The 22,622-nt window shown below is 63.7% G+C and carries 25 protein-coding genes; 20 read left to right on the forward strand and 5 right to left on the reverse strand.

Annotated elements, in window-relative coordinates; all coding sequences use genetic code 11:
* The coding region (locus tag AC1DSN_RS05620; RefSeq protein ID WP_477329900.1) for a TonB-dependent receptor plug domain-containing protein at positions 1-692 on the reverse strand (692 nt) is incomplete at its 3' end.
* Between the two features lie 352 nt (positions 693-1,044).
* Here AC1DSN_RS05620 and AC1DSN_RS05625 point away from each other — a divergent pair.
* From AC1DSN_RS05625 to AC1DSN_RS05665, 9 genes are all read left to right on the forward strand, one after another.
* Complete coding sequence (locus AC1DSN_RS05625; RefSeq protein ID WP_477298273.1) at positions 1,045-1,383, forward strand: FmdB family zinc ribbon protein; 339 nt, start codon at positions 1,045-1,047, stop codon at positions 1,381-1,383.
* 93 nt (positions 1,384-1,476) lie between these two features.
* A complete protein-coding gene (locus tag AC1DSN_RS05630; protein WP_477298272.1) occupies positions 1,477-2,001 on the forward strand; it encodes a DUF3011 domain-containing protein in 525 nt (174 codons plus the stop codon).
* Positions 2,002-2,072: 71 nt separating this feature from the next.
* Positions 2,073-3,839 (forward strand): aspartate--tRNA ligase, encoded by a 1,767-nt coding sequence (gene aspS / locus AC1DSN_RS05635; RefSeq protein WP_477329887.1) that lies wholly within the window; start codon positions 2,073-2,075, stop codon positions 3,837-3,839.
* 16 nt (positions 3,840-3,855) lie between these two features.
* A complete protein-coding gene (locus tag AC1DSN_RS05640) occupies positions 3,856-4,494 on the forward strand; it encodes an esterase/lipase family protein (RefSeq protein WP_213948567.1) in 639 nt (212 codons plus the stop codon).
* A gap of 55 nt (positions 4,495-4,549) precedes the next feature.
* The gene (locus AC1DSN_RS05645; protein ID WP_213948568.1) at positions 4,550-5,299 is read left to right on the forward strand and encodes a YebC/PmpR family DNA-binding transcriptional regulator; all 750 of its coding nucleotides are present in this window, start codon (positions 4,550-4,552) and stop codon (positions 5,297-5,299) included.
* 21 nt (positions 5,300-5,320) lie between these two features.
* Positions 5,321-5,842 (forward strand): crossover junction endodeoxyribonuclease RuvC, encoded by a 522-nt coding sequence (gene ruvC / locus AC1DSN_RS05650; RefSeq protein WP_063571204.1) that lies wholly within the window; start codon positions 5,321-5,323, stop codon positions 5,840-5,842.
* Positions 5,839-6,435, forward strand: coding sequence for a Holliday junction branch migration protein RuvA (gene ruvA / locus AC1DSN_RS05655; RefSeq protein ID WP_477329889.1), 597 nt, complete (start codon positions 5,839-5,841; stop codon positions 6,433-6,435). The genes ruvC and ruvA overlap by 4 nt, the downstream gene beginning before the upstream one ends.
* Before the next feature lie 3 nt (positions 6,436-6,438).
* Complete coding sequence (locus tag AC1DSN_RS05660) at positions 6,439-8,340, forward strand: potassium transporter Kup (protein WP_213948570.1); 1,902 nt, start codon at positions 6,439-6,441, stop codon at positions 8,338-8,340.
* 524 nt (positions 8,341-8,864) lie between these two features.
* Positions 8,865-9,665: a hypothetical protein gene (locus tag AC1DSN_RS05665; protein WP_477329891.1), complete on the forward strand. Its 801-nt coding sequence runs from the start codon at positions 8,865-8,867 to the stop codon at positions 9,663-9,665.
* A gap of 192 nt (positions 9,666-9,857) precedes the next feature.
* On the opposite strand, the gene AC1DSN_RS05670 is transcribed toward AC1DSN_RS05665, so the two are convergent.
* On the reverse strand, positions 9,858-10,757 hold the full coding sequence (locus AC1DSN_RS05670) for a LysR family transcriptional regulator (protein WP_477294986.1): 900 nt from the start codon (positions 10,755-10,757) through the stop codon (positions 9,858-9,860).
* Positions 10,758-10,851: 94 nt separating this feature from the next.
* Between AC1DSN_RS05670 and AC1DSN_RS05675 the strand changes: the two genes are divergently transcribed.
* The 11 genes from AC1DSN_RS05675 (at position 10,852) to queC (ending at position 20,417) form a co-directional block, all read left to right on the forward strand.
* Positions 10,852-12,387: an MFS transporter gene (locus tag AC1DSN_RS05675; protein WP_477329893.1), complete on the forward strand. Its 1,536-nt coding sequence runs from the start codon at positions 10,852-10,854 to the stop codon at positions 12,385-12,387.
* 43 nt (positions 12,388-12,430) lie between these two features.
* Positions 12,431-13,471: a Holliday junction branch migration DNA helicase RuvB gene (gene ruvB, locus AC1DSN_RS05680; protein WP_063571207.1), complete on the forward strand. Its 1,041-nt coding sequence runs from the start codon at positions 12,431-12,433 to the stop codon at positions 13,469-13,471.
* Entirely contained in the window at positions 13,468-13,872 is a 405-nt protein-coding gene (gene ybgC, locus AC1DSN_RS05685; protein WP_477294990.1) for a tol-pal system-associated acyl-CoA thioesterase, read from the forward strand. The genes ruvB and ybgC overlap by 4 nt, the downstream gene beginning before the upstream one ends.
* Before the next feature lie 32 nt (positions 13,873-13,904).
* Positions 13,905-14,588 (forward strand): protein TolQ, encoded by a 684-nt coding sequence (tolQ, locus tag AC1DSN_RS05690; RefSeq protein ID WP_063571209.1) that lies wholly within the window; start codon positions 13,905-13,907, stop codon positions 14,586-14,588.
* 9 nt (positions 14,589-14,597) lie between these two features.
* Positions 14,598-15,047: a protein TolR gene (tolR, locus tag AC1DSN_RS05695; protein WP_213948573.1), complete on the forward strand. Its 450-nt coding sequence runs from the start codon at positions 14,598-14,600 to the stop codon at positions 15,045-15,047.
* Positions 15,034-15,975, forward strand: a complete 942-nt coding sequence (gene tolA, locus AC1DSN_RS05700; protein WP_213948574.1) for a cell envelope integrity protein TolA — start codon at positions 15,034-15,036, stop codon at positions 15,973-15,975. The genes tolR and tolA overlap by 14 nt, the downstream gene beginning before the upstream one ends.
* Before the next feature lie 111 nt (positions 15,976-16,086).
* Complete coding sequence (gene tolB / locus AC1DSN_RS05705) at positions 16,087-17,415, forward strand: Tol-Pal system beta propeller repeat protein TolB (RefSeq protein WP_213948575.1); 1,329 nt, start codon at positions 16,087-16,089, stop codon at positions 17,413-17,415.
* A 247-nt stretch (positions 17,416-17,662) separates the two neighbouring features.
* Entirely contained in the window at positions 17,663-18,172 is a 510-nt protein-coding gene (pal, locus tag AC1DSN_RS05710; RefSeq protein WP_063571213.1) for a peptidoglycan-associated lipoprotein Pal, read from the forward strand.
* A 3-nt stretch (positions 18,173-18,175) separates the two neighbouring features.
* On the forward strand, positions 18,176-19,018 hold the full coding sequence (ybgF, locus tag AC1DSN_RS05715) for a tol-pal system protein YbgF (RefSeq protein ID WP_477329895.1): 843 nt from the start codon (positions 18,176-18,178) through the stop codon (positions 19,016-19,018).
* Positions 19,019-19,022: 4 nt separating this feature from the next.
* Positions 19,023-19,715 carry a 7-carboxy-7-deazaguanine synthase QueE gene (gene queE, locus AC1DSN_RS05720; protein WP_213948577.1) on the forward strand — a complete coding sequence of 231 codons (693 nt, stop codon included), beginning with the start codon at positions 19,023-19,025 and terminating at the stop codon, positions 19,713-19,715.
* Between the two features lie 18 nt (positions 19,716-19,733).
* The gene (gene queC, locus AC1DSN_RS05725; protein ID WP_477297142.1) at positions 19,734-20,417 is read left to right on the forward strand and encodes a 7-cyano-7-deazaguanine synthase QueC; all 684 of its coding nucleotides are present in this window, start codon (positions 19,734-19,736) and stop codon (positions 20,415-20,417) included.
* Positions 20,418-20,421: 4 nt separating this feature from the next.
* Here queC and AC1DSN_RS05730 read toward each other — a convergent pair whose 3' ends face one another.
* From AC1DSN_RS05730 to AC1DSN_RS05740, 3 genes are all read right to left on the reverse strand, one after another.
* Complete coding sequence (locus tag AC1DSN_RS05730; RefSeq protein ID WP_063571780.1) at positions 20,422-20,934, reverse strand: hypothetical protein; 513 nt, start codon at positions 20,932-20,934, stop codon at positions 20,422-20,424.
* A 55-nt stretch (positions 20,935-20,989) separates the two neighbouring features.
* Complete coding sequence (locus tag AC1DSN_RS05735) at positions 20,990-21,358, reverse strand: hypothetical protein (RefSeq protein ID WP_477329898.1); 369 nt, start codon at positions 21,356-21,358, stop codon at positions 20,990-20,992.
* Positions 21,359-21,486: 128 nt separating this feature from the next.
* Positions 21,487-22,416 (reverse strand): hypothetical protein, encoded by a 930-nt coding sequence (locus tag AC1DSN_RS05740; protein ID WP_063571778.1) that lies wholly within the window; start codon positions 22,414-22,416, stop codon positions 21,487-21,489.
* Between the last annotated feature and the right edge of the window lie 206 nt (positions 22,417-22,622).

Consider the following 22,622-nt stretch of genomic DNA (forward strand, 5'->3'; position numbering starts at 1 on the left):
GGTGAATACAGCGACAGGGGCGAGCGCCGGTTGGTGTTCATGGCGTCCTGGTAATTCCAGGCGACGCGCAGCCAGCCCTTCGCATCCGCACCCTTGCCGCCCAGGTCGACGCCCATGGAGCCGTCGATGCCGTTGGTGGCACCGTCGCGTTGGCTCATGATGCCGCCGTTGGCATTGATGCTGTTCTTGCCTTCGCCGGCGCCGTGCTTGAGCACGATGTTGATGACGCCAGCGATGGCATCGGAGCCGTACTGCGCGGCGGCGCCGTCGCGCAACACTTCGATGTGATCGATCGCGGAGATCGGAATGGAATTGAGGTCGGCGGGTGCGGCCCCGCGGCCGACGGAGTTGTTGTAGTTGACCAGCGCGGACGTGTGGTAGCGCTTGCCGTCGACGAGCACGAGGGTGTCGTCCGGTGAAAGACCGCGCAGGCTCGCGGGCCGGACGGCATCGTTACCGTCGTTGATCGCCGGGCGTGGGAAGTCCAGCGAAGGCAGGAGTCGCCCCAGGGCCGTGGCGAGGTCCGTCGCCCCGCTGGAGGTGAGGTCCTTGGGCGAAAGCACGTCGATCGGCGACAATGATTCCGCTTCGGTCCGGTTGGTGCTGCGGGTACCGGTCACCACGACCTGGTCGAGCTGGCGGGCTTGCTTGGCGTCCGGCGGTGGCGTGCTGTCCTGAGCGTAACCGGGCATCACGATCATGAGTCCGAGGGCAGGGAGCCAGAAGCTGGCCGCCGGCTTGCGTCGAGAGGTCTTGCCTGTCGTCATCGATGGGTCCCCTAGGCGAGCTACGCACGCAGGGCGGGAGTGCCCCGCGGACGCGGTTGGAAAGCCGCGCTGGGATCGACGCTAGGCATTCTCGCTGCGGCGCGTCAACAGATTCGTCACGCGTGCGCCATCATGGGGAAACAAAGGCTTCGATACACCTATTTTCAAGGGCTTGGCATGAAACTGGCTTTTTTCTCCCTATTGGTGCAACGCAAAAGTATTCCGGCGTGAAGCTTACGGGCAGATAATCGCGGGCTGACGTTCAGAGAACCGCCACATGCCCATCTACGAGTTCCAGTGCAAAGCCTGCGGGCACCGCTTCGAGCGGCTGCAGAAGATGTCCGACGCCGATCCCACCGTCTGCCCGAACTGCGGCGAATCGCAGGTGGGCCGCATGCTGAGCGCGCCCCAGTTCCGCCTGGCGGGTGGCGGCTGGTACGAAACGGACTTCAAGAAAGACGGGGACAAGAAGAAAAATCTTGCGGAAGGCTCCTCCGGCGCACCTGCACCGGCTCCCGCCGCGACGCCCGCGGCCGCCCCGGCGCCTGCCCCCGCGGCCCCGCCCGCACCCGCCACCAAAGGCGGTTCCTCCTCGTCCGGATCGGGTAACAGCTGATTCGGCGGGGGAGCCGTCGCCCACCATTCAAAGCCCGTTGCAATTTCTTGCGATAGCGTATGCCCATCCTTGGAATGACAACGGAGTGTGCGTATGCGCGGTGTGCTGGGTGGCCTTGTCCTGGTGGCGATGGCTGTGACGATGGGTTTGGTGTCGCCGGTAGCGCAGGCGCAACGCGGTACGATCGACTGCGGAAGCAGTGATAACAAGCCGGGGCGATGCCCGGTGCGCTGGCGTGATGCGCAGCTGGTTCGCCAGGACTCGAAGGCGGCCTGCGTTCGTGATCGCACCTGGGGCTTCGACCAGAACATCCATGCCATCTGGGTTGACCGGGGTTGCCGCGGCATCTTCGCCGAGGCTGGTGGCTGGGGTGGCGGGCGACCCGGCGGGGAGGGTCGCCCGGGGTGGGGCGACGACCGTCCGCAGCGCACGATCGACTGCGGCAGCCATAACGGCGGCTATGGCCATTGCGATGTCGACACGCGCTACGGGCGGCCGCGCCTGATCCGCCAGGACTCGGACGCGCGGTGCCAGGAAGGCTACAGCTGGGGCGTCGATCGCGACGGCATCTGGGTCGACCGGGGGTGTCGCGGCATCTTCTCCGTGGGCGGTCGCTGAGCCCCGGAACGGGAGGCGGGACCCTGGGGCGTGGTACGATCCGGGGTCTTTTCCCACGAAGCTTCAAGCGCATGCGCAGCCATTTTTGCGGACTCATCGACGAGTCGCTGATCGACCAGAACGTCACCCTTTGCGGATGGGTCAATACCCTGCGCCTGCAAAGCCATGTGGCCTTTGTCGACCTGCGTGATCACGAGGGCGTCGCCCAGGTAGTGATCGAGCGCGAGAACGCCGATGCTTTCGCCGTTGCCGGCGAGCTGGGTTACGAGTATTGCATCCGGGTGACCGGGCAGGTCCGCAAGCGCCTGGCGGCCAACGACAAGTTGAAGACCGGCACCGTCGAGTTGATCGCCGACAAGGTCGAGATCCTCAATGCGGCCCGGGATCTTCCCTTCGCGCTGCATGAAACGCCGAACGAAGACATGCGGATGACCTACCGCCACCTCGATCTGCGCCGTCCGGAAATGCAGCAGATGATGCGCACCCGCACCCGGCTGGTTCGCGAGCTGCGTCGGTATCTGGACAACGCGGGTTTCCAGGACATCGAAACCCCGATCCTGACCAAGGCCACGCCCGAAGGTGCGCGTGACTACCTCGTGCCGAGCCGCGTGCATCCGGGTCAGTTCTACGCGCTGCCGCAGTCGCCCCAGCTGTTCAAGCAGCTCCTGATGATGGCTGGCTTCGACCGCTACTACCAGATCGCCCGTTGCTTCCGCGACGAGGACCTTCGCGCCGACCGCCAACCGGAATTCACCCAGCTCGACCTTGAGTTCGCTTTCGTTGAAGAGCGCGACGTGCAGGATTTCGTCGAGAACCTGATTCGCCATGTGTTCCGTGAAGTGCGCCAGGTCGAGCTCGCTGCCAGCTTCCCGCGCATGACCTACGAAGAGGCCATGCGCCGTTTTGGATCGGACAAGCCCGACCTGCGTATCCCCCTGGAACTGACCGATATCGCCGACGCGGTGAAGCACGTCGAGTTCAAGGTGTTTTCCGGTCCGGCCAACGATCCGGCCGGCCGCGTGGCCGCCCTGCGCGTGCCGGGTGCCGCCGACCTGTCCCGCAAGGACATCGATGGCCTGACCGAATACGCCGGCAAGTACGGTGCGAAAGGCCTGGCCTGGCTGAAGGTGGACGACCTCGCCAAGGGGCGTGAGGGTATCAACTCACCCGTCGCCAAGTTCCTCGACGATGCCGCCCTCGAGCAGGTGCTGACGCTTACCGGCGCCGCCTCCGGCGACATCGTGTTCTTTGGCGCAGGCAGCTGGAAAACGGTCACCGATTTCATGGGGGCGCTCCGCATCAAGCTGGGTCGCGATCGCGGCATGGTCGAGAACGCGTGGAAGCCGCTCTGGGTCACCGATTTCCCGATGTTCGAATACGACGCGGACGAGCAGCGCTACGTGGCGCTCCATCATCCGTTTACCGCGCCCAAGGTCGACGATATCGCCGACCTTCGCGCGAACGCCGCCAACTCGGTGAGTCGCGGCTATGACATGGTCCTCAACGGCAACGAGATCGGCGGCGGTTCCATCCRTATCCATCGCCCGGACATGCAGAGCGCCGTGTTCGAGCTGCTCGGCATCGGCGCGGAGGAGGCCGACGCCAAGTTCGGCTTCCTGCTCAAGGCGCTGCGCATGGGCGCGCCGCCCCACGGCGGCCTGGCCTTCGGTATCGATCGCATCGCCGCCCTGATGGCCGGCACAGAGTCCATCCGTGATGTCATCGCCTTCCCGAAGACGACCAGCGCGCAGGACCTCATGACCGACGCGCCGTCGCCGGTTTCCGAGCCGCAGCTGAAGGAACTCCACGTTCGCGTCGCCGTGGAGCCCAAGGCCTGACCGGCGTCGCATACCGATGACCGACAACCTGCCCGAAGTCCTGCTTCTCCACGGTCTGTGGATGCGGGGATTCGCCATGGCCATGCTGCATCGGCGCCTTCGCGAAGAAGGTTTCAGCGTTCACCAGTTCGAATACATGAGTGTGGCCGCGCCGCCGGAGCAGGCGATCACTCGCCTGCGCAAGCGGATCCGCAGCCTGGGCCCGGGCCCGGTGCATGTAGTCGGACACAGCCTCGGCGGGATTCTCGCCCTGCTTGCCTGCAGGGATGACGATTTGCCGCAGGGGCGGATCGTCTGCCTCGGTTCACCGCTCAATGGTAGCGGGGCGGCCCGCGGCCTCACCCATCGCTGGGGCGGGGATATGCTGCTCGGCCGCTCGCGCGAGCTCCTCGAGCACGGCCTGGACCGTTGGGATGGCGCTCGCGAGGTCGGCATGATCGCTGGTCGCATGCCCGTCGGCCTGGGCGCCTTCGTCGGTGCGCTGGGTGACGAGCACGATGGCTCCGTCGGCGTCGAAGAAACCCGTTTGCCCGGCCTGGCCGGCCACTGCGTCTTGGAGACCAGCCACACCGGGATGCTGATGTCCGCCGATGTGGCGAAGCAGGTTGCTGTTTTTCTTCGGGACGGTCGGTTTGACACCCCCTTAGCCCCTTAACGTGATTGCGGCTAGAATCGCGCCCTCGTCAGTCCGGTAGAGCCAGGAAACGCACATGGGTAGAGGCCCGTCCATCGAAGGTCGCAAGAACGCCGAAGACGCCAAGCGCGCCAAGGTGTTCACCAAGCTGATCCGCGAAATCACCATTGCCACCCGTGGCGGCGTGCCCGATCCCAATGGCAACCCGCGCCTGCGGGCAGCCGTGGACAAGGCCCTGGGCGCCAATATGACCCGGGACACGATCGACCGCGCGATCAAGCGCGGCTCGGGTGCCGAAGGCGGCGCCGACATGCACGAGATCCGCTATGAGGGCTACGGTCCGGCGGGTACCGCGCTGATCATCGACTGCGTCACCGACAACCAGACCCGCACGGTCGCCGACGTCCGCGCTGCGCTGACCAAGCTCGGCGGCAACCTCGGCACGACGAACTCGGTGGCCTTCCAGTTCACCCGCGTCGGCCAGGTGGTCGTCCACACCGGCGGCGACGCCGATGTCGAGGCGAAGCTGGAAGAAGCCGCCATCGAGAACAACGCCGAGGACATCGTCATCGAGAACGGTATCGGCAGCGTGTTGCTCGCTCCCGATCCGATCGCCGTCGAAGCCATGCGTAAGGCGCTGGTCGCCGCTGGCTTCGACATCGACGGTTCCGACGTGGTCATGCGCCCGAACGGCCCGCTGGTGACGCCTTCCGGCGAAGCCCTCGAGCATTTCGAGAAGCTGCTGACCCGCCTGAACGACCTCGACGACGTGGACGAGGTCTACCACAACGCCATCCTGCCCAGCCAGGATGCGGAAGACGCGTGAGCTCGTGAACCCCTCGCTGTCATGACCCGCATTCTCGGTATCGATCCGGGCAGCCAGCGCACGGGTGTGGGCGTGATCGACGTGGCCGACAACGGCACGTTGACTCACGTCTGGCACGGTGCGCTCGTCATTGGCGGGGAGGCGACCTTCCCGCTGCGCCTCAAACGCATCTTTGACGAACTCTGCGCCATCATCGGCGAGCATGGTCCGGTCGAAGCCGCGATCGAGCGTGTTTTCATGGCGCGCAACCCCGACTCAGCGCTCAAACTGGGTCAGGCGCGTGGCGCGGCGATTGTCGCCATGGTCAGTAAGGGAGTGATCGTGCATGAATACGCGGCGACCGAGGTCAAGCAGGCAGTGGTCGGAACAGGCCGCGCCGACAAGACCCAGGTCCAGCACATGATCGGGTTGATTCTCGGCATCAAGGGTCCGCTCCAGGCGGACGCCGCCGATGCGCTGGCGATCGCTGTCGCCCATGCGCACACCCGGACCAGTATCGAACGCGTGGGCATCCCGCGCACGGCATGGAGGCGTCGCCGATGATCGGTCGACTGCGCGGGACTCTCATCAGCAAGCAGCCTCCGTCGTTGCTTATCGAGGTAGGCGGTGTCGGCTACGACGTCGACGCCCCGATGTCCACGATTTACGATCTCCCGGCCACCGGCAAGGAAGTCACCCTGCTTATCCATTACGCGGTAAGAGAGGATGGCGTTTCGCTTTACGGGTTCCTCCGGGAGCCTGACCGGGCCATGTTCCGTCACCTGCTCAAGGTCAGCGGTATCGGCGCGAAGATCGCGCTGGCCGTCCTTTCGGGTGTGTCCACCGACGATCTGTCCCGGCTGGTTCATGCCGGTGACGTGGTCGCACTGACCAAGATTCCAGGCATCGGCAAGAAGACCGCCGAGCGCATGGTGGTCGAGTTGCGCGACCGCGTCGACGCCGTGGGTGTACGCCTGCCTTCGACCGTTGCCGGTGAAGTCGTACCCGCCGATCCGGTGGCCGAGGCCACCGTTGCCCTCCAACAACTCGGTTACAAGCCCGTGGAAGCTTCGCGCCTTGTGCAGAAAGTCGCCGCCGATGGCGACACCGCCGAAGCCATCATTCGCAAGGCGCTACGCGCCGCGCTGGGAAGTTGAACCATGGGTCAGCATAATCACGCTGAAGAGCTGCGCAACGCGCACGGCAAGAAACTGGCCGCGCTTGCGCTCGGTGCCATCGGCATCGTCTTCGGCGACATCGGTACGAGTCCCCTGTACACGATGAAGGAGACGCTCGGCACTCACGGCATGACGCCGCAACCGATGGCCGTGCTCGGCGTGTTGTCGCTGATCTTCTGGTCGCTGTTGATGGTGATCTCGCTCAAGTACGTCACCTTCGTCATGCGCGCCGACAACAAGGGCGAGGGTGGCATCATGGCGCTGATGGCGCTGGCCCAGCGCAGTGTCAGCGGCTCGCCCCGCGCCCGCTGGGTGCTTGCGGCCATCGGTATCTTCGGTGCGTCCCTGTTCTACGGCGATGGCGTGATCACGCCCGCCATGTCGGTACTTTCGGCGGTGGAAGGCCTGGAGGTTGCTGCGCCCTCCCTCGAGACCTACGTGTTGCCAATCTGCCTGGTCATCCTGGTGGCGCTCTTCGCCATTCAGCGTCACGGCACCGAGATCGTCGGCAAGGCGTTCGCGCCGGTCATGATCGTCTGGTTCTTCGTTCTTGCATGGCTCGGCCTGCGTCAGCTCGTCGATCATCCGCAGGTGCTGTACGCGCTCAATCCCGTGTATGCGGTTCGCTTCTTCATGGAGCACGGTAAGCAGGCTTTCATCGCCCTGGGAGGCGTGGTGCTGGCCCTTACCGGCGGCGAAGCGCTCTACGCGGACATGGGTCACTTCGGCAAGAAGCCGATCCGCCTGGCCTGGTTCTTCTTTGTCCTGCCGGCCCTGCTGATCAACTATTTCGGGCAGGGCGCGCTGCTGCTGCACGATCCGAGCGCGATCGAGAATCCCTTCTACAAGATGGTGCCGGAAAACCTGCTCTACCCGATGATCGCGCTGGCCACGGCTTCGGCAGTGATCGCATCGCAGGCCGTGATTTCGGGCGCCTTCTCGATGACGCGCGAAGCGATGTCCCTGGGTTACTCGCCGCGCATGGCCGTGGTGCACACCTCCCACGAGATGTCCGGGCAGATCTTCGTGCCCTGGGTCAACCGCCTTCTGCTCGTCCTCGTGGTGCTGGCAGTGATCGGCTTCCGTTCGTCGAACAACCTCGGCGCGGCCTACGGTATCGCCGTGACCGGCACGATGACGATGACCACGTTGCTGGCCCTCGTCGTCGCACGTTATCGCTGGCATTGGCACTGGTCCGCGGTCATCACCGTGGGCGTGGTCTTCCTCATTGTCGACCTCGCATTCTTCGGCGCCAACGCGCTGAAGATCGCGCACGGCGGCTGGTTCCCGCTGGTGCTCGGCGTGGTGATCTTCACCATCATGACCACCTGGCGCCGGGGCAGGGACCTCGTGGTTCGCGAGATCAAGCAGTCCGGTCTCGCGCTCGAGCCCTTCGTTGCCAATATCTCGGACCACCCACCGCTGCGTGTGCCGGGTACGGCCGTGTTCCTCACCGCCAACCAGAACTCCGTACCGCACGCGATGCTGCACAACCTCAAGCACAACAAGGTGCTGCACGAGCGCAACGTGCTGCTCACCGTGGAGATGCTGGAGACGCCCGTGGCGGATTACGACGAGCGGATGGACGTCATCGAGTACGGCGGCGGTTTCTACGGGCTGCAGCTGCGCTACGGTTTTGCCGAGGATCCGAACATTCCGGCGTCGCTCGGTCGTGCCGGACCCAAGGGTCTCGACTTCGACATGATGGACACCACGTTCTTCCTGTCCCGTGAAAACATCGTCGCCGATGCGCGTCGTCCGGGCATGGCCCTCTGGCGCGACAAGCTGTTTGCTTTCCTGGCACGTAACGCCATGCCGGCAACGGCCTTCTTCCAGATCCCGGGCAACCGGTTGATCGAGTTGGGTGCGCAGGTCGAGATCTGACCTGATGTGCACGGGCGAGTCCTCGGTACGGCCAGGATTCGCCCGCGTCCTCGACAATGCTTATCCCTTACTCGCCCGTCGATGCGGGCCGATTCATGGATCAACGCTCGAACCTTAGCCTCGACGTGTCCGATTCGCGGACATGAAATGAGGCGATCTCATGGGTTCAGTAAAATATGCCTTTGCGCTCGCAACGGCGGCGATATGTGCCGACGCATCTGCCGGCGTTACATGGCTTAGTCGCGCCAATTGTGTGGCCGGCGCCATCAACGAGTCGGTCACCTACGACCGTCCGGCCCTCCAAACTCACTACATGTATACCCAAAGCCTGCACACGGGGTTCGGGTCGGTGGGCGGGCATTCCGTGCACGCGCCATGGAATGTGACGTGGCGATCCTACGCAGGTGACGTAGGTGATTGGAGCCGGAACACAGTGTCCGGGTATCACATGTACGGTGACGACATGGCGCGGCTTTCAACGCACTGGACGACCACCACTAACTGCAATTTGACGGAGTGGTGACATGACAGTCTCGAAGAAAAGAGTTTCCGGTCTGTGCCACGCGTTGTCCGCTGCACTCGCCCTGGCACCCATGAGCAATCTATCGGCGACGGATGTCGCTACCGCTTTTCTTAAGCCTTCGTCGGAGACCATCGAAGCGGCACACAAGGACGGCCTCGACCTCACCAAGTTGCCGACGTCCCCCGGCCTCCACATCGTTCCCCTGGAGGACTCGCCCTTCGTGGGGCCGGTCGCCGAGCGAGTCCGCTCGGAAATTGCCCAGCAGGCGAGCATTGGCTCGTACACCGCGGAGGATGGCGTTGTTCCGGATCTGCGTCTGGCTTCACAGGCAGTGGAGCCGACGCGGGGTGCGTCGTCGCGTCTCGACAGGCGATATCACTCGCTCGTCGAAATTCTCCCTCATTTGCGCTATGCGCCGATATCGGTCGCCGGTACGCGACTTGAGCACGTGCCGATGATCGAGGCAACCACGGCCGGTGGCATCGTCGGTGGGCGATGGAGCGGAGTCACGCGGTCATGGGATGTCCCCGGCCTGGGGTTCATCCAGCTCGATGAATCCGAGTATCAGGAAAGTGGCGGTTCCATCACTCTGGTCAAAGAGTGGCTCAATACGGAGGTCAACGGTCATCCTGCTACCGTCAAGACCATGAAATCTCCCGACGGAGCGACCTTGGTATCGGTTGGCTGGGTAAACGAAAGCACCGACTTTCGCTTGGATCTCCAGCCGGTGAATCGAGACGCGACCGAGATAAACCAGGAGGCGATGCTGGAACTCGCAAGGAGTCTTGGTGGCGGGGGCTGAGTGAAGCTGGTTGCCCGGTGGGACGGCCCGCGAGGGCCGTCCCACTCGTAGACCTGCCATATGCTTCCATGTCCGAGCACCGCATCATTTCCGCCACCGCCGCCATGGACGACGATGCGCTGGAAGCCAGCATTATCCCGGGCAACTGGCTGATCGAGTTGGGTGCGCAGGTCGAGATCTGACGAAGGTGTCCTAGCCGTCGGCCGATTCCTTGAACAGGCGCGCGCAGACGAAGTCGACGAAGACACGAATCTTGGGTGAGAGCTGGCGGCTGGACGGCCATACGACCCAGAAGCGTCCCTCGTCGGCGGGTAGTGCCAAAGGAATGAGTAGAAGTGTCCCGTCGGCGAGGGCGTCTCGGGCAAGGAAGTCTGGCATGTAGCCCAGCCCAAGCCCCTCGATCGTTACCGCCCGTATCGCTTCCATGTTGCTGCAGGTCAGCGGGTGATGCGCGGTGCCGGCACTGGCGAAGGGCCAGTCGCGAATCTTGCCGCTGGTCGGGAAGCGAAACTGAAGGCAATCGTGCTCGGCCAGCGCCGCGACGCTGACGGGCATGCCTCGCCGCTGCACGTAGGAGGGCGCGGCGCACAGAACGAAGCGGAAGGGCCCGAGCAGGCGCGACATGAGCCGCGAGTCCGGAAGATCGCCGCTTCGGATCACGGCATCGAAGCCATCCTCGATGATATCGACGAGGCGGTCGCTAAAATCGATGTCGAGCTCCACGTCCGGGTACATCTGGTGGAACTCTGCGAGATGCGGCACCAGGAAGCGGTATCCGATGGTGGGCAGGCTTACCTTGAGTCGCCCGCGCGGCGTTTGCGTCGACTCCGACACCATGGCTTCGGCGTCGTGCAGATCGTCAAGTACCTTGCGGCATTGTTCGTAGAAAAGTCGCCCTTCGTCCGTCAGACGGATGGTACGTGTGCTGCGCTGGAAGAGGCGCGCACCCAGCGACTTCTCCAGTCGCGCGATCGACTTGCCCACGGCCGAGGCAGAGACGCCGAGTTGCCGCGCGGCACCGACGAAACTGAGGGATTCCGCTGTCTGCACGAACGTGGCAATGCGGGCGAGGTTTACCGTGGCCTGATTCAAGACATGAAGTCCTCTATGCGCGGAATCTAGGCCTGATTATCTTTAATTGCGTCCCAAATAGCATGCAGTCCTTGCTTTTGCCAAGGAACTGTCCATGCTCACCGTCTCTCGTCCCGCGCCATCGCGCGGTCTGCCTGTCCTCATAGCGGTCTGTCTTGCCGCCGTGATCCTGCCGCTCAATTTCTCGGCAGGCGCCGTGGCCACGCTGGCCATTGGACGTGAGTTCGCCAATGCCGGCGCGCATCTGGCCTGGATCACCAATGCCTTCATGCTGACGTTCGGAAGTTCGCTGATGGCGGCCGGTGCGTTGGCCGATGAGTTCGGGCGCAAGCGCGTATTCGTGGGTGGGGTGGCGAGCCTGACGCTGTTGTCGCTTGCCTTGTGTATTGCGCCGGGCGTGCTCGCCATCGATACCATTCGGGCACTCCAGGGTTCCGCCTCGGCCGCCGCGCTGGCGGGTGGTTCCGCGTCGCTGGCTCAGGTGTTCCAGGGACGTGCCTTGATGCGGGCCTTTAGTGCGCTCGGCACGAGCTTCGGCATCGGCCTCGCTTTTGGGCCGCTACTGGCCGGTGTCCTCATCGCACACGCCGGTTGGCGTTCGATCTTCCTGAGCATCGCCCTGATCGGTGCGGCTGCACTGATCTTCGGTGCAACGACCATGCGCGAGTCGCGCGATCCGGCCGCATCGGGTGTGGACTGGGCTGGCGCCGTAACCTTCACGATGGCGTTGGGAAGTTTCACATTCGCGGTGGTGCAGGCTCCTCTGTACGGGTGGAGCAGTCTGCCGACCGTCACGCTGTTGGCCGCTTTCGTGGTGTTTGCGGGCCTGTTCGTCTGGGTGGAGTTGCGGGTTCGCCGTCCCATGTTGGATCTTTCGCTGTTTCGCTTTCCGCGCTTCGTCGGGATCCAGTTGCTGCCGATCGGCACGTGCTACTGCTACATCGTCCTGTTAGTTTTGCTGCCGCTGCGATTCATCGGCATCGACGGTCGCAATGAGTTGGATGCGGGTGTGCTGATGCTGGCCCTTAGTGCGCCCATCGTGGTGGTGCCTTCGTTCGCGTCATGGCTTGCTCGTTGGATCGCGCCGGGCGCGCTTTCCGCATCGGGATTGCTGGTGGCTGCTTTCGGTCTGTGGCTCATGAGTCGCGTTCCCGGGGGCAACCCGGCGGCGATGATTCCGGCCATGTTGCTCATCGGATGCGGCGCGGGATTTCCTTGGGGGCTGATGGATGGGTTGTCGATGACGGTCGTGCCCATTGACCGCGCAGGCATGGCCACCGGCATTTTCAGCACCACGCGTGTCGCCGGGGAAGGTGTGGCGCTGGCCATCGTGATGGCCGTGCTCACCTCCGTCGTCGATGCAAGAATTCGCCTGACCGATGCCGGGCAGCTTCTTTCTCAGGGTGCCGCCAGGGACCTGGGCGCGCGGCTCGCGGCCGGTGATCTGGCGCAGGCGCAACGGTGGGCGCCATCGATTCCGCGCGCCTTGCTCGTGCAGCAGTACGACGAGGCGTTCCGCATCCTGCTTCTGGTGCTTTCCGCCATCACCTTGACTGCCGCGGTGGTGACCTTTCTCTGTCTCTCGTCACGGAGGGTGACCGTACGCCATCACGCGCATTCCGAAGGATGAACCGCGAAGCGGTAGGTCGGCTAAACCCTGCCATAATGCGGCCATGTCCGAGCACCGCATCATTTCCGCCACCGCCGCCATGGACGACGATGCGCTGGAAGCCAGCATTCGTCCGAAACGGCTTTCCGAGTACCTCGGTCAGGAGACGGTGCGCGAGCAGATGGCCATCTATATCGAGGCGGCGCGGCGCCGGCAGGGCGCGCTGGACCACGTGCTGATCTTCGGGCCCCCGGGCCTGGGCAAGACCACGCTGTCCCACGTGATTGCCAACGAGCTGGGCGTAAATGTCCGCTCCACCTCGGGTCCGGTGCTCGAGCGCGCGGGGGATCTCGCCGCGCTGCTGACCAATCTCGAGGCAAACGACGTCCTTTTCGTCGACGAGATCCACCGCCTGTCTCCTGTCGTCGAGGAAGTGCTCTACCCTGCCATGGAGGACTTCCAGATCGACATCATGATCGGCGAGGGCCCCGCGGCCCGCTCGATCAAGCTTGATTTGCCACCGTTCACCCTGATTGGCGCGACGACCCGCGCGGGCCTGCTCACCGGCCCCTTGCGCGACCGTTTCGGCATCATCCAGCGGCTGGAGTTCTACAGCGTGGACGAGCTGACGGCCATCGTCCGTCGTGCGGCCCGCATCTTCAACATCGAATGCGACATGGAAGGGGCCGTGGAGATCGCCCGGCGCTCGCGGGGCACGCCCCGTATCGCCAACCGGCTGCTACGTCGCGTGCGCGACTTCGCCGAGGTCCGCGGCGACGGCAAGATCACCCATGACCTGGCGCGCGCGGCCACCGACATGCTCCGGGTCGACGCCCTGGGCTTCGACGACCTCGATCGCCGCCTGCTGAAGACCATCATCGAGAACTTCGATGGAGGCCCGGTCGGCGTGGAATCGCTCGCCGCTGCTCTCAGCGAGGATCGTGGCACCCTGGAAGACGTGGTCGAGCCTTACCTGATCCAGCAGGGCTACCTGATCCGCAGCGCTCGTGGCCGCATGGCGTCCGCCAAGGCCTGGCGCCATCTGGGCCTGACCCCGCCACCGCGCCAGACGGTGGCTCCAGACCTCTTTTCGGACGACGCATGAGCGCCTTCAGCTGGCCCGTAAGGATTTACTGGGAAGACACCGATGCCGGTGGTGTCGTCTACCATTCCAACTACCTTCGCTTCATGGAACGGGCCCGCACGGAGTGGCTCCGCGCTCAGGGCATCGACCAGGTGGTGCTGCGTGAGGCGACGAGCCTGGGCTTCGTGGTCCGGGACATGCAGCTCGATTTCCTCCGCCCGGCCCGTCTGAATGATGAACTCCTGGTCAGCGTGGGCGTCAAAGAACGTCGTTCAGCCAGTATGCTGTTCGATCAGGAGATTGTGTGTGGGGGCACGACGCTGGTGCGCGCTACGGTGCGCGCGGCTTGCGTGAACCTCGACACGATGCGCCCGGCCCAGATTCCGGCGGACCTGTTCCCCAACGAATTCCCCATTTACTAAAGCCATAGATACCGGCGGAGAGTCTTCAAGCGATGAACGGTGGATTGAACATTTTCAAGCTGGTCGCGGAAGCGAGCCTGCCCGTACAACTGGTCATGCTCCTGCTGCTGGCGTTCTCGTTCCTGTCGTGGGTGATCATCATCCGCAAGTACAGCCAGCTGAAGACCGCCCACGACAACGCCGAGACCTTCGAAGACCGTTTCTGGTCGGGTGCGGATCTTGCCGCCCTGTTTCGTGAGGTGGGTAATCGCGAGGGTCAGCACGGCATCGAGAACGTCTTCGAAGCCGGCTTTCGCGAATTCGCCCGCCAGCGCCAGCGCCGGGTGTCCGACGCTGACCGCATCATGGAAGGTTCCGAGCGCGCCATGCGCGTTGCCGGCACCCGCGAGATCGGCAAGCTCGAGCAGAACCTCGAATTCCTCGCCAACGTCGGCTCGATCAGCCCGTATATCGGCCTGTTCGGCACGGTGTGGGGCATCATGGGCGCCTTCCAGGGCCTCGGCGAGATGAAGGACGTGACGATCTCCGTGGTCGCCCCGCACATCTCCGAAGCGCTGATCGCCACGGCCATGGGCCTGTTCGCCGCGATCCCGGCCGTCTGGGCGTACAACCGCTTCGCCACCAAGGTCGAGCGGATCGCGTCGCGCTACGAGGTCTTCCAGGAAGAGTTCTCCTCGGTGCTGCAGCGCCAGATCCACGCCGACGACGTGGCCTGAGCCCGCGCCATGGCTACGCGCAACGTTCATCGCCGCCAGAAGCGGAAACTGAAGTCCGAGATCAACGTCGTGCCGTATATCGACGTCATGCTTGTGCTGCTGATCATCTTCATGGTCACCACGCCGATGATGAACCTCGGTGTCGATATCCAGCTTCCGCAGACCAATGCAAAGTCCCTGCAGGATAAGAAGGACCCTGTCGTCGTCTCCGTCGATGAGGCCGGTACCATCTACCTCACCGCCAACGGCGCCAAGCGCGAGCCGGTGAGCGCGGACGAGTTCAAGGCCAAGATCACCGCCTTCCACGACGCCAACCCGGAGCTCCAGGTTCTGGTCGCCGGCGACGAGCGCGTCGGCTATGGCAAGGTCTATTCGATCCTCCCGATCCTTCAGGAGGCCGGTGTCTCCAAGATCGGCCTGATGAGCCAGCCGCAGTCGGCGCAGAATGGAAAACCGTAACGGCACGCCCCGCGCGGTCGTCCTCGCCGCGCTTCTCCATCTGGGCATCGTGGCCTTCCTGGGCTTCGCGATCATTCCCTGCACGGACTACGAAAAGTGGGCCGAAGCGTTGGGTGTGCCCGCGGAATGGAATCCGCTGAAGTGTCCGGCGCCGATCCAGCTTCCGGGTCAGATCATCGAAGCGACCCTGATCGGGCCCACCGGTGCGCCGCCGCCGAAGCACGCGACCAAGCCGGTGCCGAATACGGTGCCGCCTCCGCCGGCGCAGCCGACGCCGACGCCCCCTGAGCCCGAGAAGCCGAAAGTCGAGACCTTGCCGCCTCCGCCGAAGACACCCGCCCTGAAGGACCAGGAGAAGGTGGTCGATGACGCCGTGCAGAAGGCCGAGAACGCCAAGCAGTTGCAGGAAGAGCAGCAGCGCCAGCGCCAGGCCGAGCTGGACGCTCAGCAGGACGAGAAGAAGAAGCAGAAACAGAAGGAGATCGACGAGATCTTCAAACAGCTCGACGCCGCCAAGTCGCAGACCAAGCAGGCCGACAGCAAGAAGAAGCAGGCCGACCAGCAGTTGAAGGACCTCGAGAACGCCAAGGACGACGGTCGCGATGACGTCCCGGCCGCCGACAAGCTCCAGACGGGTCAGAACGGCAAGGACAACAGCAAGCAGGCGTTGTACATCGCAGCGATCCAGAACGCGGTGACGCCGAACTGGCTGCGTCCGGACAACATGCCGAACGCCCCCTGCATGGTGCACATCACCCAGATCCCGGGTGGTCAGGTGCTGAGCGCAAAGGCCGACGCCAGCTGTCCTTATGATGCTTCCGGCAAGGCCTCGATCGAGAATGCTGTACTTCGCGCCCAGCCGTTGCCCTATGCGGGCTTCGAGGACGTGTTCCAGAGAAACCTCACCTTCACGTTCCGACCGCAATGATGGTGCCCGCCCCGATCCGGTCGATGCCGGGCGGGGCGGTTCAGATTCGGGTCATGCTGTCCGGCCCCATCGCGTTACCATGCCGTCGCCGTCTCACACTTCCAGGTCGCAATGAATCCGCCCATGCGCAGAACGCTTTCCCGCCTCGCTCTCCTCCTGGTCGTGCTGACCGCCTTCGTGGCCGGCCCTGCCGCTGCCCAGTCGCTCAACGTCGACATTGTCGGTGGCCTCAAGACCGCAACGCCTATCGCCGTGGTGCCTTTCGCCCAGGCCGGCGGTGCGCCGCTGCCGACCGACGTCGCAGACGTCATTCGCGCGGATTTCAACCGTTCGGGCAAGTTCCGTTCGCTCGACAAGGCCGACATCGTCGAGACGCCGTCGCAGGGATCGGACATCAAGTTCCCGACCTGGCGCCTCTTGAAGCAGGACTTCCTGACCATCGGTCGCATCAACGATGCGGGCGGCGGCATGCTCAAGGTCGAGTACGAGCTGTGGGACGTGAACAAGCAGCAGAGCCTGCTGGCCCAGTCGTTCACCGCCCCGGCGGGTGACCTGCGTGGCGTTGCCCACCAGATCGCCGACCAGATCTATGAAAAGATCACCGGCGTCCGTGGCGCCTTCTGGACCCGCATCGCCTACATCACGGCGGTGGGTACCGGTAACAACGCGACCTATTCGCTGATCGTCGCGGACTCGGACGGCTTCAACCCGCAGACCGTGGCCCGTTCGCGCGAGTCGCTCCTGTCGCCGTCCTGGTCGCCGGACGGCAACAAGATTGCCTACGTCTCGTTCGAAAGCGGCAACTCGGCCGTCTACGTACAGAACATCTCCACCGGTTCGCGCAGCCTGATCGCCGCCCACCCGCGTGGCATCAACAGCGCACCGGCCTGGTCGCCGGATGGCAGCAAGCTTGCCGTGAGCCTGTCCTACGTGGGTAACCCCGAGATCTTCGTGATCGACGTGGCCAGCCACGCCGAGACGCGCCTGACCAACAACTTCTCGATCGATACCGAGCCGACGTTCACGCCGGACGGCCAGAGCATCCTGTTTACGTCGGATCGCTCGGGCAAGCCGCAGATCTACCAGATGTCAGCATCGGGTGGTGCGGCCACGCGCGTCACCTTCCAGGGCGGCTTCAACGCCAGCGCCTCGGTGAGCTTCGACGGCAAGCAGATTGCGATGGTGCAGGGCAACGGGAACGTGTATCGTATCGCTATCATGGACCGCAGTCTGGGCGGGCAGGTGCGCTTCGTTTCCCCGGGTAACGTGGACGATTCGCCCAGCTTCGCGCCAAATGCCAGCATGCTGCTTTATGCGGCATCGCAGGGTACGCGAGGTGTCCTGTATGCGGTTTCGGCAGACGGCCTGGTACGCCAGCGTCTCGTCCTCGCGGACGGTGACGTGCGCGAGCCGTCCTGGGGACCCTATAGACAGCGTTGATGGCGCGCCCGTTTCGGGCCGCGACATCGGCAAAGTCCAGGGAAGGGGCGCGGGTGTTCCGCGCCTTTTCTGCGGACGCAAGGTTAACCGGCAGTTGCTTTAAAGGCAGTCGCCGGAACGAAGACGCAGGGTGCGGGACAGCACCCCGTCGGCGTAGATGTAAGTAGAAAAACAGCCGGACAACCGGCGGTGCCTGTCCCGAAACCGTATATCGACTGTCGGAACTCAACTGTTGAAGGAACGTCCCATGAATAAGACCGTTAGCGTCACCCTGGCCGCCCTGCTTTGCGTGGGCGCGGTCGCCTGTAACAAGAAGACTGTGAAGCCTGTGACGCCGCCCCCGGCTGAGCCGGTTGCACAGACCACGGCCCCCACCAATGACGGCAAGTACCAGCCGTCGGATCTCGATACCGATGCCTGCCTCCGTCAGCGCGTTGTGTACTTCGATTTCGACAAGAACGATGTGAAGCCGGAATTCCAGCAGATCATCGCTTGCCACGCCAAGTACCTGCAGGACCGTCCGCAGTCGGCTATGACCCTCGAGGGCAACACCGACGAGCGCGGTACGCGTGAGTACAACCTCGGCCTCGGCGAGCGTCGCGGCAATGCCGTTTCCAGCGCCCTCCAGGCTGCTGGCGGTTCGGCTGGCCAGGTCAACGTCACGAGCTACGGTAAGGAAAAGCCGACCTGCCGTGAGCACAACGATGATTGCTGGTCCAAGAACCGTCGCGTTGAGATCGTCTACACCGCGAAGTAAGTAATGAAGAAGCTTCTGGCTAACCGTTTTATGGCCAGGCTTGGCGTGGCGGGCGCAATTGCGTCCGCCACGCTTTTTGGTCTGCCCGTCCACGCGCAGGACTCCCGCTTGAGTCTCGCCGACCGTGTGTCGCGCCTCGAGCAGCAGTCCCAGAAGGACGCCGGTACGACTCCGCTGGTCAACCAGGTCAACGATCTCCAGCAGCAGCTTTCGCAGTTGCAGGGTCAGATCGAAGAGCTGCAGCACCAGAACCAGCAACTCCAGGATTCCCAGAAGGCGCAGTACGCGGATGTCGATTCGCGGCTGGGTCGTCTTGAAAAGGGTGGAGCAGCGCAGGCCCCGTCGCCCGCCGCGTCCCCCAATGCACCCCAGGCTCCCGCGCCCACGCCTACGGCAGTCGCTCCGGCGGCAGGCCAGCAGGCAGCGCCCGCGACCGCGCCGACGGCCGCGGCCAGCGCCACCGAACAGGCTGCGTACGACGCTGCGTTCAAGTCGCTACGTGCGGGTGACTACGTCACCGCTTCGCGCGGGTTTCGCGACTTCCTGACCAAGTATCCGGACAGCCCGCTCGCGCCCAACGCTTATTACTGGCTGGGCGAGTCGTACTACGTGACCATGAACTATCCGGTGGCGATCGAAGCCTTCCAGCGACTGGTCAAGCAGTATCCGCAGAGCGACAAAGTCTCCGATGGCCTGCTCAAGGTCGGCTATTGCCAAATCGAGCTGAAGCAGCAGGACGCAGCCATCGCGACTCTGAAACAGGTCTCGGCCAAGTATCCGGGTTCCAAGGCCGCTGRCCTCGCACAGGAACGCCTGCGTCGTCTGCAGCGCCAGACGGCCAACTGATCCCATGAACGGTAACACCGCAACTCTGGCGGACTTCCCGCCGGGCGCGCCCGTCGCGGAACGACTGCGGATCACCGAGATCTTCCACTCCGTGCAGGGCGAGGCCGATGCGATCGGCTGGCCGACCGTCTTCGTGCGCCTTACCGGCTGCCCGCTGCGCTGTGTCTGGTGCGACACCGAATATTCGTTCCACGGCGGCCAGTGGCATGACATCGACGCCATCGTCGAGCATGTCGCCAGCTTTGGCGCTAAACACGTCTGCGTCACCGGCGGTGAGCCGCTGGCGCAGAAGCGCTGCCTGATCCTGCTGCGTAAGCTGTGCGACGCCGGTCACGAGGTGTCGCTCGAGACCTCGGGCGCGCTGGATGTCTCCGGCGTCGATCCGCGCGTCCGCAAGGTGATGGATCTCAAGGCGCCGGACTCCGGCGAGTGTGCGCGCAACCTGTGGTCCAACCTCGACCACCTGCTGCCGCACGACCAGGTCAAGTTCGTCATCGCCAGCCGCGGCGACTTCGAATGGTCGCGAGACGTCGTCCGCGAGCACGCACTGGACCAACGCGTGATGCCGCTCTTTTCACCGGTGTGGTCGAAGGTTCAGCCTCGTGAGCTGGCCGAGTGGATCCTCGCCGAACGCCTGCCGGTACGATTCCAGTTGCAGTTGCACAAGCTGCTATGGAACGACGCGGCTGGCCACTGACAACATCAAGGTAGTGCCATGAACGCTTCGAACCCCTCCCGCAAGGCCGTCATCCTCGTGTCGGGTGGCATGGATTCCGCCGTCACGATCGCCATGGCACGCGAGCAGGGCTTCGAGGTGTACGCACTGAGCGTGGCCTATGGCCAGCGCCACAGCTCGGAGCTCGAGGCGTCGGAGCGCGTCGCCACGATGCTTGGCGCAGTCACGCACAAGACCGTGCACGTGGACCTGCGCAGCATTGGCGGCTCGGCGCTCACCGCCGACATCGACGTGCCGGAAGACGGCGGGACGGGCATCCCCGTGACCTACGTACCGGCGCGCAACACCATCATGCTGTCCATTGCGCTGGGTTGGGCCGAAGTGCTGGGATCGAGCGATATTTTTTGCGGCGTCAACGCCGTCGACTATTCCGGCTACCCGGATTGCCGTCCTGCCTTCATCGAATCCTTCCAGTCGTTGGCCAACGTGGCCACCAAGGCTGGCGTCGAAGGCGCCGGCATCCGTATCCATGCGCCGCTGATGGAGATGGGCAAGGGCGATATCGTCCGCGAGGGCATGCGCCTGGGTGTCGATTTCGCCGCCACGGTGAGCTGCTACCAGGCCGATGCCCAGGGCCGCGCCTGCGGTCACTGCGATGCCTGCCGCCTCCGCGCGGAGGGCTTCGCCAAGGCCTGCGTACCGGACCCGACGCACTACGCCTGAGCCGTCACTGGGGGCCGATCGTTCCGTTGGTGTGGTCCTCGCTGGCGAGCAGGAGCACCTTGCCATCGCGCTTGACCAGGGTATCCACACGCGTGCCGTGGACGTTCATCAGGCGCCCGCCAAGCAGTCTGTACTGGTAGGCCACGTGCACGGTGGCGCTGCGATGGTCGGCGGCATAGGTCGTGTCAGTGAGGTCCGTGCTGTAAGAGGGCTCGGCGCTTCGGCCCGAGCGCTTCTCGAAGTTCTCGAGCGTGTCGGAGAACTTCTTCATGTTGTCACAGAATTCGGGCTTTCCGATTGTCCTTTGCGGGACGGCCCTACCATTGATCACTCCTGACGACGAGCCGCGGAAATCGTCGGCCAGAACCGCACAGGATGCGTCCGTATAGTGATGCCCTGTCGTTTCCGCGTCGGTCTGGTAGAACGCTTCGATGCCGCTGGCTGTCAGCTTCTTTGTCTGTAGATAGCCCCATGCGCAAACAGCCAGCAAGGCGGCCCCAAGCAGATAACCTTTCATCCCGATTCCCCTGATTGCCGCGCTCCGCGGCCGGGAGGATTCTAGCTCGATTGCTTCAGCCGGCCGAAACGCGCAGCAACGGCCCGATGTATTGCTGAACGATCCACCAGAATCCGCCCAGTGTGCCGGCCAGGCCGGCCGCCAACACCCCGACGGCGCATCCGAGGACCCACGACTTCGTGGCGGTGTGACTGAGGCGTTCTTCGACGACGGCGAGGCGGCGACGGACGTCTGCCGTACTGTCGTCGACGAAGCTGGTCCGTCCCGTCAGGTCGCGGACGGCGGTCGACACGTGGCTCAGGCGCTCGCTCAGAACGGCAAGCCACTCGCGAAGCGACCCTGCGTTCGAGGCATCCTCTGAGGGGAGGCTCGACGGAGCCCCGAGCCGGAGATCGTCGTCGTGTTTCGTGGTGTAGGGGCGCATGTCGACTCCCGCTTAGTGAATAGGAGTCAACGGTACCGCCCGGCAGGCGGCGAAAACATGAGAATCCTGACCAGTTTTTCGTCAGAGAAGAACGCGTTGCGCGTCAGACGTCGCATATCCCGTTGCGATTACGGGTTGTCAGTCTCTTCCAGCATGGACGCTCGCCCGCACAGAGAAGTGAGAAGAAAGCCTGTGGCTAGCCCTATCGCACCGAAGAAGAAAGAGGCCACGGGCATCGAAAATATGCCTCCAACATAGAACATGTAGAAGCGCTCTGCCTTGCTGACGCTTGTGGCGACTTCGCGGGGCGGTCGGGTTTGCTGAAGTGGTCCTTCGAATGGTTCAGCCTGTTTGAATTTGGTGAGATAAGTCGGTAGGTCAAACGCGTGCACCGATCTGATCTCGTCAGCCGGTAGGAGGATGTCAAATTCCTCGATCGATCGTTGGGCCGGGTCGGCCGAGCCAGTATGAAGCCACGTGTAATCCGTCACGGGTTCAAAGCTTTGCTTATCGTCCCGGTAGCCGGAGAGGAAAGGCTCGATTCGTACCCATTCCCTCTCGCCACGCGTGGTTGAGGTGTCGATCGCGAATCCGACGTACACCTTCGAGGAGGCCATTGTGAGCATCACGGGAAGTTGCTTCGACGTGGTCGCCCAGAGGAATTCCTCAAGTTCGCTAAGGCAGCTCAGTCGCATGAGGAGCGCAGCCCGCAACGTACGGCACGCCACCAGCGGAATATTGAGCATCCACGCCAGCAAGAATGCTGTCGGGACGGAGACCAGTGCTATGGAGCCAAGCGACTGCGCGGCCGGCTCAGCACCGAACGCCTTCAGCAATCTTGCCAGGCAGTCGCGAGCAAATGTCCCGACACGGGGTAGCTGCTCGATCTCATGAAGCGCGAGGCCGCTAAATGCGGCAACGGCAAGCGCGGTGACAACCACAAGGAAATACAGAGCGTGCCCGTCGCTTCGAAATACGTGCGGCCGCCAGATTAGGCTTCGCCGTGCGGCGATGTACCCAGCAGCGAGTACGAGCAACGCGAACGCGGCGTTATTCATCCTTGATCCTCAAACACAAAGAAAGGGCCAGTACCCCTTCCTTATTCCGTTATGCAGGCTTCTTCCTCGAATGAAGCTGGCGCGAAAGCTCAACAAGAGCATCGACCTGTCGTTTGTATCCAGCCGATTGGTGGAGTTTTTCCCTATCGACAGCCATGCCTCCGTCCTTCGCAGTTCTGAAGGTCGCAAAAGGACCAGAGCTATCG

This window comes from Luteibacter sp. P4_D7_3 (assembly GCF_056401735.1).

What these genes read in the sequence shown, in the direction of transcription:
- tolR (WP_213948573.1), top strand. Translation starts at nt 14,598, where the DNA reads ATGGCTACGCGCAACGTTCATCGCCGCCAGAAGCGGAAACTGAAGTCC.
- AC1DSN_RS05665 (WP_477329891.1), top strand. Translation starts at nt 8,865, where the DNA reads ATGACAGTCTCGAAGAAAAGAGTTTCCGGTCTGTGCCACGCGTTGTCC.
- ruvB (WP_063571207.1), top strand. Translation starts at nt 12,431, where the DNA reads ATGTCCGAGCACCGCATCATTTCCGCCACCGCCGCCATGGACGACGAT.
- AC1DSN_RS05675 (WP_477329893.1), top strand. Translation starts at nt 10,852, where the DNA reads ATGCTCACCGTCTCTCGTCCCGCGCCATCGCGCGGTCTGCCTGTCCTC.
- queC (WP_477297142.1), top strand. Translation starts at nt 19,734, where the DNA reads ATGAACGCTTCGAACCCCTCCCGCAAGGCCGTCATCCTCGTGTCGGGT.
- AC1DSN_RS05735 (WP_477329898.1), bottom strand. Translation starts at nt 21,358, where the DNA reads ATGCGCCCCTACACCACGAAACACGACGACGATCTCCGGCTCGGGGCT.
- queE (WP_213948577.1), top strand. Translation starts at nt 19,023, where the DNA reads ATGAACGGTAACACCGCAACTCTGGCGGACTTCCCGCCGGGCGCGCCC.
- pal (WP_063571213.1), top strand. Translation starts at nt 17,663, where the DNA reads ATGAATAAGACCGTTAGCGTCACCCTGGCCGCCCTGCTTTGCGTGGGC.
- ybgC (WP_477294990.1), top strand. Translation starts at nt 13,468, where the DNA reads ATGAGCGCCTTCAGCTGGCCCGTAAGGATTTACTGGGAAGACACCGAT.
- AC1DSN_RS05625 (WP_477298273.1), top strand. Translation starts at nt 1,045, where the DNA reads ATGCCCATCTACGAGTTCCAGTGCAAAGCCTGCGGGCACCGCTTCGAG.
- ruvA (WP_477329889.1), top strand. Translation starts at nt 5,839, where the DNA reads ATGATCGGTCGACTGCGCGGGACTCTCATCAGCAAGCAGCCTCCGTCG.
- AC1DSN_RS05740 (WP_063571778.1), bottom strand. Translation starts at nt 22,416, where the DNA reads ATGAATAACGCCGCGTTCGCGTTGCTCGTACTCGCTGCTGGGTACATC.
- tolA (WP_213948574.1), top strand. Translation starts at nt 15,034, where the DNA reads ATGGAAAACCGTAACGGCACGCCCCGCGCGGTCGTCCTCGCCGCGCTT.
- AC1DSN_RS05645 (WP_213948568.1), top strand. Translation starts at nt 4,550, where the DNA reads ATGGGTAGAGGCCCGTCCATCGAAGGTCGCAAGAACGCCGAAGACGCC.
- AC1DSN_RS05630 (WP_477298272.1), top strand. Translation starts at nt 1,477, where the DNA reads ATGCGCGGTGTGCTGGGTGGCCTTGTCCTGGTGGCGATGGCTGTGACG.
- ruvC (WP_063571204.1), top strand. Translation starts at nt 5,321, where the DNA reads ATGACCCGCATTCTCGGTATCGATCCGGGCAGCCAGCGCACGGGTGTG.
- AC1DSN_RS05660 (WP_213948570.1), top strand. Translation starts at nt 6,439, where the DNA reads ATGGGTCAGCATAATCACGCTGAAGAGCTGCGCAACGCGCACGGCAAG.
- AC1DSN_RS05640 (WP_213948567.1), top strand. Translation starts at nt 3,856, where the DNA reads ATGACCGACAACCTGCCCGAAGTCCTGCTTCTCCACGGTCTGTGGATG.
- tolQ (WP_063571209.1), top strand. Translation starts at nt 13,905, where the DNA reads ATGAACGGTGGATTGAACATTTTCAAGCTGGTCGCGGAAGCGAGCCTG.
- AC1DSN_RS05730 (WP_063571780.1), bottom strand. Translation starts at nt 20,934, where the DNA reads ATGAAAGGTTATCTGCTTGGGGCCGCCTTGCTGGCTGTTTGCGCATGG.
- tolB (WP_213948575.1), top strand. Translation starts at nt 16,087, where the DNA reads ATGAATCCGCCCATGCGCAGAACGCTTTCCCGCCTCGCTCTCCTCCTG.